This window comes from Natronococcus sp. JC468 (assembly GCF_012163165.1).
Lineage (GTDB): Archaea > Halobacteriota > Halobacteria > Halobacteriales > Natrialbaceae > Natronococcus > Natronococcus jeotgali.
The window spans coordinates 1-9,625 of the sequence record NZ_JAAVUO010000074.1; the positions used below are offsets into that span (position 1 = coordinate 1).

Sequence of the window (9,625 nt, forward strand, 5' to 3'; positions counted from 1 at the left end):
TCGCCTGCGTTTCGGCAAGTACTGGAGTGGGAGACCCTCTGGAAACACCGATTCGCCGCCCACCACTCATACGCAGTTACAGCCCGCACAGCACCCGCTGTGTGGGCTTTCCGTATTTACTACGAGTCCGCGTCGCCTTCGGCGCTCGAGGGCACACCTCGCGCCGGTCAGGAGCGGATCGGGCTGGAACGCGCTGGCCCCTCCTATTTCAACCCGGCCGAGTTACGGGCGGTATGACGAACATCGCGATCACTGGCGCGTCCGGAAGCGTCGGAAGACAGGCGATCGAGGCGTTCTCGGACGCCGATCTGACGTTGTTCTCTCACAGCGAGTCCGAGGATCTCGAGACGACGCCGATCGAGATCGCCGACCGAGACGCGGTAGCCGACGCGCTCGAGGGACAGGACGTCGCGATCCACCTCGCGGCGAATCCGGATCCTCGTGCGGAGTGGGACGCGGTTTCCGGACCGAACGTCGAGGGGGTCTACAACGTGTACGCGGCCGCGGTCGAACACGGCCTGAAGCGGGTCGTGTTCCCGAGTTCGAACCACGCGGTCAACATGGGAAACACCGTCTCGCCGACGCGGCCGGAATCGACCAGCGGTCAACCGACCGTCGTTCGGCCGAACGAGCGGCCCGATCCCGATACCTACTACGGGGTCACGAAGGTCTTCGGGGAGGCGATGGGTCAGTACTACGCGAACCGACACGGGCTGGACGTGGTCAACCTTCGAATCGGGTGGTTGCTGACCCACGACGAACTCAGGGAGACGGTCGCGAACCGCGACGGAGCCGGCGAGCGGTACGCTCGTGCGATGTGGCTCAGTCCCGGTGACTGCCAGCGCGTCGTCCGCGCGGCAGCGGTGCGATCGCTGTCGGAGACGCCGATGACCGCACACGGGATCTCTCGAAACAGCGAGCGGTTCCTCTCGTTGACGGAGACGATGCTCGAACTCGACTACCGACCGCAGGACGACGCGGCGGCGGTTCTGGACGACGGTGGGGACTCGCGCGACGGGCTCGAGACGGGCTGATCGCTCGACCGAAAGACCGAATACTAGAACGGGTATACTCCGACGTATGTCGATCAAGGTGTCCGAGTCGACGGGCTACGGACCGAACAGTCAGATGTCGCTGTTCGGGTATATCGTCGCGTTACTCATCGTTCTCGTTCTCCTGCCGGCAGTGCCAGTGCTGGCGCTCGCCTGGCTCATCTGGCGGGTGCTGTTCGCCGAGAACGAGGAGGAGCACAGTTTCGAACAGTGGCGTCGCGGTCGCGAGTCGGAGCGCCCCCCGAGCGGCTCCTAACGAGCTAGTCGGCGCGCGCGGCCTCGAGATCGGCCGGCGGCGACCCCGGATGCTCGTCCCGGTCGTGTGGAGCGTCGAACGCGAGATCCGGGCCGCGGGCGACGATCCGGTGTGGGGTCACGTCGGGGTGAGTCGTGTAGTAGTGTTCCTTGATGTGGTCCATACGGACGGTATCGGCGACACCCGGCGTCTGGTACAGGTCTCGCAGGTACGGCCAGAGGTTCTCGTAGTCACGGATCTGCCTGACGTTGCACATAAAGTGTGTGTGATAGACGTTGTCGAATCGGACGAGCGTCGTGAACATCGCGATATCCGCCTCGGTCAGGCGATCGCCGGCGAGGTACCGTTGCTCCGCGAGGACGTCGTTCCAGTGCTCGAGCGCGGAGAAGAGGTCGTCGATCGCCGCGTCGTAGGGGTCCTGCTCGGTCGCGAAGCCTGCCCGATAGACGCCGTTGTTGATCGGTTCGTAGATGGAGTCGATGATGCGGTCGATCTCCTCCCGGTATCCGTCAGGATAGAGATCGACGTCTCGCGAGCCGTACTCGTCGAACTCGGTGTCGAGCATCCGCATGATCTCTCTGGACTCGTTGTTGACGATGGTGTCCTCCCGTTTGTCCCATAGCACCGGGACCGTCACGCGGGCGGTAACGTCGGGATCCGCACGGACGTACAGCTCCCGCAGGTAGTCGGCGTCGTGGACGTGATCGCGCGTGCAGCCGTCCTTCTCGGGCGTGAACTGCCAGCCGTCCTCGTCGCGGTACGGATCGACGACCGAGACCGAGATCGCGTCCTCGAGTCCCTTCAGCGCCCGCGTTACGAGCGTCCGGTGGGCCCACGGGCAGGCATAGGAGACGTAGAGGTGGTACCGCCCGTCCTCGGGCTGGAACTTGGCGTCGGGGTCGTTCCGAATCCGGTCGCGAAACGTCGTCTCCTGGCGCTCGAAGGAGCCGTCGTCGCTGGTCGTCTCGTACACGTCGGTGCGCCACTCGCCGTCGACGAGCGTGTTCATGTCTCGACGTACGTGCCGGAGGCTACAAAGGCCCGCGCTAACACCGACGTCACCCGAACCCCGCCTCAGGCCACCGCGCTCGCGGCCCAGTAACAGATCGCGAACGCGAGGAGGACCAGTCCCTCGAGTCGCGTCAAACGCCTCCCCGTCGCCAGCACGACGGTCGCAGCGGCGGTTATCACGCCCAGCCAGACGAGGCTCGCCGGAACGGCGGGATCGACTACCGTGGGACGAATCGTCGCCGAGACGCCTAACACGCCCAGGAGATTGAAGACGTTGGAGCCGACAACGTTGCCGGCGGCGATGGCGACCGCCTCGCGACGCACCGCGACGACCGACGTTACGAGTTCCGGGAGCGAGGTCCCCGCGGCGACGACCGTCACGCCGATGGTCCACTCCGAGATCCCGACCGCGAGTCCGATCGTCGTCGCCGCGCCCACGAGCGCGCGTCCGCCACCGACGACCAGGGCGAGCCCCACGAGGAGTCGGCCGATCTCGAGCCCGAATCGAACCGGCGGTTCGGACGGATCGAGCGGCGTGCGATCGCACGCCGTCTCGAACCCATCGCCGTCGTCCGCGGACGGAGTCTCGATCGTCCGTTGTCGGTGTGCGTCGATCGCGAGTCCGACCGTGTAGCCGACGAGGAGGGCGATTAGTAACGCCCCTTCGGGTCGCGAGACGACGCGGTTCGCGAGAATTACCGTTGCGATCGCGGTCGCCACGGCCATCGCGATCGCGTCCCGCCGAACGAGCGTCTGGGAGACTCGAAACGGTCGCAACAGCGCGACGGTCCCCAGAACGACGCCGAGATTGAACACGTTCGAGCCGACGACGTTGCCCACGGCGACGTCGCCGGTGCCCTCGAGCGCGGCGACGGTCGAGACGGCCAGCTCCGGTGCGGAGGTCCCGAACGCGACGACCGTGAGTCCGATCACGAGCGGGGAGACGCCGGCCGCGCCCGCGAGACTCGAGGCGGAATCGACGAGCCATCGCGCGCCGAACCAGAGTCCGACGGTCGCGGCCACGAGGACGAGGGCGGGTCCGATGAGCGTCGACACGGTATCCCCATCGTGAAAGAACCACAAAAGCTTACAGCGAGAGGGCTGGTTCGGCTATCAGTCGGTAACATTTATCTCGCACAGTTCGGAAGTACTGTCGTGTGTTACGATGAGCACTGACAACGGCGGGTCGAGCGAGTCGTTCGTTCAGGGGACTGACGACGACGAGCCGCGAATTTCGTTCTACGGGGGTCGGGGAATGAGCGCGTTCCCGATCGTCTTTTTCATCGTCTGGGCGATTCTCCAGACAGCGTTCTGGCGGATCTCCGACGAGGGCGGGCTGGTCGTGGGGATCCTGCTCGGCCTGATCTTCGGGATGTTCTTCGTCCGCGGAGACTGGAAGACGTACGCGAACACGATCTTCGAGGGGATGACCCAGCCCGTCGCGGTGACGGCGATCGTCGCCTGGATCTGGGCCGGAATGTTCGCCCAGCTACTCCAGGACGGGGGTTTCGTCGACGGACTGGTCTGGCTGGCCGACGCCAGCGGGATCGGCGCGGCGCTGTTCCCAGCGGTCACGTTCGTCCTCTCGGCGTTGTTTACCACCGGGATCGGGACGGGGTATGGTTCCGCGATCGCGTTCGTCACGCTGTTTTTCCCGGCGGGACTGTTGCTCGGTGCGAACCCGGTCCTCCTGTTCGGGGCGATCCTCTCGGGGTCGATCTTCGGCGACAACCTCGCACCGGTCAGCGACACGACGATCGTCAGCGCCGTCACGCAGGATTCCGATATCGGCGGAGTCGTCGCCTCCCGATTCAAGTACGTGATCGTCGCCGCGGTCGTGGCGCTCGCCGGCTACCTCGTCGCCGGCCAGTTTATGGGCGGTCTCGGGATCGGCGGCAACGCCCGCCAGATCCTGATCGCCGAGAGCGAACCGATCGGACTGATTCACCTGCTCTCGATGGGCGTCGTGATCGGGACGGCCGTCGCCGGCCGTCACATCGTCGAGGCCATCTCGTGGGGGATCGTCGTCGCCGCGGTCTCCGGCCTCGCGCTGGGACTGCTCTCGCTGGGCGACATCGTCATGTTCAACGCGCCCACCGACGCCCCGCTGGGCGAGTCCCTCGAGTTCCTCCCGATCCTCACCGTCGTCGAGGATCCCGACGCGGTCGGCGTCGGCGGGAGCCTGATCAACGGCGCGGCGGGCTTTTTCGAGCTGGCGATCCTCGTCCTGTTGATCATCGCCGCGGCCCAGATCATGATCCGCGGCGGCGCGTTCCAGGCGATTCTCGACTGGTCGATCGACAACCTCGCGACGAACGTCCGCAACGCCGAACTCACCATGGTCGGCTCCGCGGCGCTTATCAACGCCGTCATCACGATCAACACGGCCGCCGAGGTCGCGATCGGTCCCTACATCTCGAAGATCGGCGAACGGTTCAACCTGAACGGGTACCGACGGGCGAACATCCTGGACGGCCAGACGGCCGCGCTGGGCTACATCTTCCCGTGGTCGGGCGGGGTCCTCGCGGGTTACTCGGCGATGCAGGAACTGCCCGGCGAGTACGACTGGTTCACCGCGGACATGCTCGTGACGCCGATCGACGTCGTCCCGTTCGTCTTTCAGGGGTGGCTGCTGGTCGCCGTCTTCGTGATCGCGGCGCTCACCGGATTCGGCCGCGAGTACATTATCGACCGCGAGAGCGAGGAGGTGGCACGGGTATGAGCCTGCTAGGGAAGTACTTCAAGGGATGGCGGTTCCGCGACACGACCCCGTCGCTCGAGAAGGGCGACGTGATCGAGGTCTTCGTCGCGGAGTCGAACAGCACGACCGAGGGTCACGTCTACGTCGGCGACACGCACCTGATCGTCGAGGGGGCGGGGCCGGAGACGGTCGAAAAACGCGTCCGCGTCCGTGTGACCGAGTTCGACGAGTCGTCGTCGACCGGCCGCGGCGAGTTCCTCGAGGTCGTCGGCGAGAGCTCCTACACCAGCTGACCGCCCGCGGAACGCGCTTTTAAGTTACCCGAGCGAGCACTCGAGGACGTGCTATGGCCGACGGGGACCGACACCGACAGAGCCGGCTCGTAACCGACGACGACGGCGCGTTCGACGTCGAGCGCGCACAGGAGGAGGCGCTCCCGATCGAGGACGGCGAGGTGATCGACACCGACGAGCTCGCCGACCACCAGCGCTACGTCGAGGGGCGGGGCGTCTACGACGAGCGAAACCGCGTCAACGACCTCACCGGCAGGGAGTGGAAGTACGCCACGAAGTCGGTCATCGACGAGGGCTACCCCCCGGACGTCCAACACGACCTGCGAAGCGAACACGGCGGACAGAAACCCCCGCGGCTCTGTGCGGACCTGATCGGGCGGTTCAGCAAGGCCGGGGACACGGTGCTGGATCCGTTCGCCGGCGTCGGCGGCACCTTGCTCGGGGCGAGTCTCTGCGAACACGAGGGGACCGGACGCCGGGAGGCGATCGGCTTCGAACGCAACGAGCGCTGGGTCGACCTCTACGCGACGGTCCTCGAGCGCGAGAACGAGGACCGTCGGGCCCGCGGCGAGGCGCCCCTCTCGAGCCAGGACATGCGCCACGGCGACTGCGCGGACCTGATCGAGGACGTTCCCGCCGACGGCGTCGAGTTGCTGTTGACCGACGTCCCCTACTGGCGCATGGACGAACTCGAGCAGACCCGAAACGAACACGAGACCCGCGAGAGTAAACTCGGCGCGTTCGACGCGAGCGACGACGGGACGGCCGAGGGGAGTTCGGAGACCGCGGGTCCGGCCCGAACCAAAGCGGAGTGGCTCGAGGACATGGCCGGGAAGTTCGAGCGGTTCGCCGAGGCCGTCTCCCCGGCGGGACACGTCGTCGTCTTCATCGGCGATATGTACCGTGATCAGTCCTACGAGTTCCTCTCGGCGGAGCTGGCGCGGGCGATCGAGTCGGCCGCGCCGCTGACTCTCGCGGCGAATCTCGTCTGGTACGACCCGACGAAGGACCTCCACGTCTACGGCTACCCGTTCTCCTTTGTCCCCTCGATGGTCCACCAGAACGTACTCGTCTTCCGGCTCGAGGATCGATAGTTCGACCGCGTCAGCCGCCCGTCTGACGTGGTTTTATTGGCGAAACCGTTGTCGGATACGACGGACGCGCCGATAGATACCCCATCCCATCTCGAGCGCGTCCACGGCTCTCTGCGCCGCCGTTTTTTCGCTCAGGCCGACGCCGGCAGCAGCGCCGCCCGGAGCTCGTCGACGCGTTCGGTTTCGGCGACGACGGCGACTTCGTCACCGACCTCGAGTTCGGTCCCCGGGAGCGGAATCGTCAGCGCCTCGCGGGCGCGGCCGTGGGCGTAGATCCGCGCCGACTCCGGCAGGTCGAGTTCGCTCATCCGCTTGCCGACGGCGGGAGACCCCTCCCGGATCTCGAGGACGGTCAGCTGGAGGTTCGCGGCGAGGTCGGTGACGACGTTGAAATCGCCCCCGAGCATGGCCGTCTTCGCGCCCGCCGCGCCGAGACGTTCCGGGTAGATGATGTCGTCGACGTCCTCGGCGTACTTCTCGTAGATGTCCTCCCGGTAGTCCTCGTCGATCCGCAACACGGTCCGACAGTCGTGGTGGTTGCCGACCATACAGGCCGCGAAGTTGACGTTGAGATCCGGGGTGAAGGCCCCGACCGCGTCCGCCTCGTCGATCCCCGCTTCGAGCAACACGTCCTCGTCGGCGCCGTCGCCCGTTACGGTGTCGAACCCGTCGGTCGCGGCGCGGTCGGTTCGGTCGGGGTCGTCGTCGACGACGACGAGTTCGTGGCCCTCTTCGACGAGTATTCGCGCCACGTGCGAGCCGACCCGTCCGTATCCCACGATGACAAATCGCATGGTGGCCGGATACGTGCTCGGGGGACAAATACGTTCGTTCGATCGCTCGCGGCGGAGCTCCGCCGAGTCGCGCACTATTTATCCACATGTTTGCATATCTATCGGCCATCGAAGACGGGAACGTTTAACTGAACGGTATGGGTATGCTCGAGCATCCAACATGGGGGTTTCCGAACGGATCGCGGAGTACTTCGGATTCGACGAGTACGATACCGACCTCGAGACGGAGGCGATCTCGGGTCTGACGACGTTTCTGGCGATGTCGTACATCATCGTCGTCAACCCGGCGATCCTGAGCGAGGCGATCGAGATCGAGGGGTACGGCAGCGGGGAGGTCTTCCAGATGATCGCGGTCGCGACGATCCTCGCGTCGATCGTCGGGACGCTGGTGATGGCGTTCTGGGCGAACAGGCCGTTCGGACTCGCCCCCGGAATGGGGCTGAACGCCTTCTTCGCGTTTACCGTCGTCATCGGGCTCGGCGTCCCGTGGGAGGTCGCCCTCGCGGCGGTGTTCGTCGAGGGGATCGTCTTCATCGCGCTGACGGCCGTCGGCGCGCGCCGGTACGTCATCGAACTGTTCCCCGAACCCGTCAAGTTCGCCGTCGGGGCGGGTATCGGCGTCTACCTGCTCTTTCTGGGCTTACAGGAGATGCAGCTGGTCGTCGCCGACCCCGAGACGCTAGTGTACCTCGGCAACGTCGCGACGAGTCCCGTCGCCGCGCTCTCGATCGTCGGTCTCGCGGTGACCTTCGCGCTCCACGCCCGGGGGGTCCGGGGAGCGATCGTCGCGGGCATCGTCTCGACGGCCGTCGCCGGCTGGCTGCTCACCCTGGCCGGCGTCGTCGCACCCGGGTCGCTCGCGCCCGAAAACGAGTACGAGCTGTTCACGAACGAGGGGCTCGGCGGCGTCCTCGAGTTGCTCGCCGCCGTTCAGTACGACTTCACGCCCCTCGTCTACGGGTTCGTCGACGGACTCGGCATGGTCACCGAGGACCCGCTCGTCTTCGCGCTCGTCGTCTTTACGTTCTTCTTCGTCGACTTCTTCGACACGGCGGGGACACTGATCGGCGTCTCCCAGATCGGCGGCTTCCTCGACGAGGAGGGGAACCTCCCCGAGATGGAGAAGCCGCTGATGGCCGACGCGGTCGGCACCACCGTCGGCGCGATGATCGGCACCTCGACCGTGACGACGTTCATCGAGTCCTCCGCGGGGCTCGAGGAGGGCGGCCGAACCGGATTCACTGCCTTCGTCGTCGCCGGGCTGTTCACTCTGTCGCTGCTGATCGTTCCCCTGATGGCGGCGATCCCGCAGTACGCGACGTACCTGGCGCTGGTCGTCGTCGGGATCATCATGCTTCAGGGCGTCACCGACATCGACTGGCAGGATCCCGCCTGGTCGATCTCGGCCGGCCTGACGATCACGATCATGCCGCTGACGGCCTCGATCGCGAACGGCCTCGCCGCCGGGATCATGAGCTACCCGCTGATCAAGACGTCGACGGGCGAGCGTGAGGACGTCTCGCCCGGCCAGTGGGCGCTCGCGGTCGCGTTCGTGCTCTACTTCGGAGCGTACTTCGCGACCGACGCAGGGATGCTCGCGTTCTAGGTTCCGGCAACCGCGGGGCCGACCGGTGCGCTCATACGGCCGCCGCCGCTACTCCCGTGCGTGTCCGATATCACGCTGTACGAGCTGCCAGGGTGTCCGTTCTGTGCGAAGGTCCGAACGAAACTCGACGAGCTCGAGCTCGACTACGACGTGATCGAGGTGCCCCGCTCTCACGAGGAACGCACCGAGGTCGAACGCGTCAGCGGCCAGACCGGGGTCCCGGTGATTACCGACGAGTCCCGGGGCGTCGAGGGAATGCACGAGAGCGACGATATCGTCGACTACCTCGAGGAAACGTACGCGTAACGATCCGTACCGTATCGAGGTCGAACCGTCTTCTTCGTCATATCGGTTCGGGCGCCGTCTCGAGGGTGTCGACCACACTTATGCGAGGAACGAAAGCGAGGGGTGGCTACCGGCCGTCGATACCGTTCGACCGCGTCAGTTCGCCGCGCAGTTGTTCGGTCCCAACTCCAATTCCTCGACGTCGTCGCCGGGCTGGCTCTTCCCCCAGTTGATCTGCTTGATCTCGTTGTAGTTCGCCGGCTCGTCGGCCAGGCTCTCGACGATCGTCTCGACGAACGCCTCCTCGTCGCCCTCCTCGACGTAGCCCAGCAGCTCGTTCGTGGTCTCCTCGCGGAGCTCCTCGAGGCCGGTCGCCAGCGGTCGGATCGGCTCGTCGCTGAAGTGGCCGGGCAGGACGACCCGATCGCCCTCGAGTTCGGTTAGCCGAGCGGGGCTGTCGAATAGCCGACCCGAGGCCTCTCGGATCGCGTCCTCGTCGCCGTCCTCGTGATCGGGGCGGCCGGGCCCGGGCG

Annotated in this window: 10 protein-coding genes and 1 pseudogene; 7 read left to right on the plus strand and 4 right to left on the minus strand. The window is 66.0% G+C overall.

The features are described from left to right. Positions 1-233: 233 nt before the first annotated feature. Entirely contained in the window at positions 234-1,034 is an 801-nt protein-coding gene (locus GWG54_RS20050; RefSeq protein ID WP_167939409.1) for an NAD(P)-dependent oxidoreductase, read from the plus strand. Positions 1,035-1,080: 46 nt separating this feature from the next. After that, a complete protein-coding gene (locus GWG54_RS20055) occupies positions 1,081-1,308 on the plus strand; it encodes a hypothetical protein (protein WP_167939410.1) in 228 nt (75 codons plus the stop codon). A 4-nt stretch (positions 1,309-1,312) separates the two neighbouring features. Here GWG54_RS20055 and GWG54_RS20060 read toward each other — a convergent pair whose 3' ends face one another. Then, on the minus strand, positions 1,313-2,317 hold the full coding sequence (locus GWG54_RS20060) for a glutathione S-transferase family protein (protein ID WP_167939411.1): 1,005 nt from the start codon (positions 2,315-2,317) through the stop codon (positions 1,313-1,315). Between the two features lie 65 nt (positions 2,318-2,382). After that, positions 2,383-3,375: a calcium/sodium antiporter gene (locus GWG54_RS20065; protein ID WP_167939412.1), complete on the minus strand. Its 993-nt coding sequence runs from the start codon at positions 3,373-3,375 to the stop codon at positions 2,383-2,385. 109 nt (positions 3,376-3,484) lie between these two features. On the opposite strand from GWG54_RS20065, the gene GWG54_RS20070 reads away from it, so the two are divergent. Genes GWG54_RS20070 through GWG54_RS20080 form a run of 3 tightly spaced genes read left to right on the plus strand, consistent with a single transcriptional unit; the run spans position 3,485 to position 6,407 of the window. Then, entirely contained in the window at positions 3,485-5,041 is a 1,557-nt protein-coding gene (locus tag GWG54_RS20070; protein WP_167939413.1) for a Na+/H+ antiporter NhaC family protein, read from the plus strand. After that, positions 5,038-5,313, plus strand: a complete 276-nt coding sequence (locus GWG54_RS20075) for a TRAM domain-containing protein (protein WP_167939414.1) — start codon at positions 5,038-5,040, stop codon at positions 5,311-5,313. Before GWG54_RS20070 ends, GWG54_RS20075 begins: the two co-directional genes overlap by 4 nt. Positions 5,314-5,366: 53 nt before the next feature. Further along, entirely contained in the window at positions 5,367-6,407 is a 1,041-nt protein-coding gene (locus tag GWG54_RS20080; RefSeq protein ID WP_167939415.1) for a DNA methyltransferase, read from the plus strand. A gap of 131 nt (positions 6,408-6,538) precedes the next feature. On the opposite strand, the gene GWG54_RS20085 is transcribed toward GWG54_RS20080, so the two are convergent. Then, positions 6,539-7,201: a TrkA family potassium uptake protein gene (locus GWG54_RS20085; RefSeq protein WP_167939416.1), complete on the minus strand. Its 663-nt coding sequence runs from the start codon at positions 7,199-7,201 to the stop codon at positions 6,539-6,541. A 160-nt stretch (positions 7,202-7,361) separates the two neighbouring features. On the opposite strand from GWG54_RS20085, the gene GWG54_RS20090 reads away from it, so the two are divergent. Together GWG54_RS20090 and GWG54_RS20095 are read left to right on the plus strand one after the other, a co-directional pair. Further along, positions 7,362-8,807: an NCS2 family permease gene (locus GWG54_RS20090; RefSeq protein ID WP_167939417.1), complete on the plus strand. Its 1,446-nt coding sequence runs from the start codon at positions 7,362-7,364 to the stop codon at positions 8,805-8,807. A gap of 60 nt (positions 8,808-8,867) precedes the next feature. Beyond that, complete coding sequence (locus GWG54_RS20095) at positions 8,868-9,113, plus strand: glutathione S-transferase N-terminal domain-containing protein (RefSeq protein WP_167939418.1); 246 nt, start codon at positions 8,868-8,870, stop codon at positions 9,111-9,113. 135 nt (positions 9,114-9,248) lie between these two features. Here GWG54_RS20095 and GWG54_RS20100 read toward each other — a convergent pair. Further along, positions 9,249-9,625 (minus strand): annotated as a pseudogene (locus GWG54_RS20100) (MBL fold metallo-hydrolase); the annotation flags it as partial.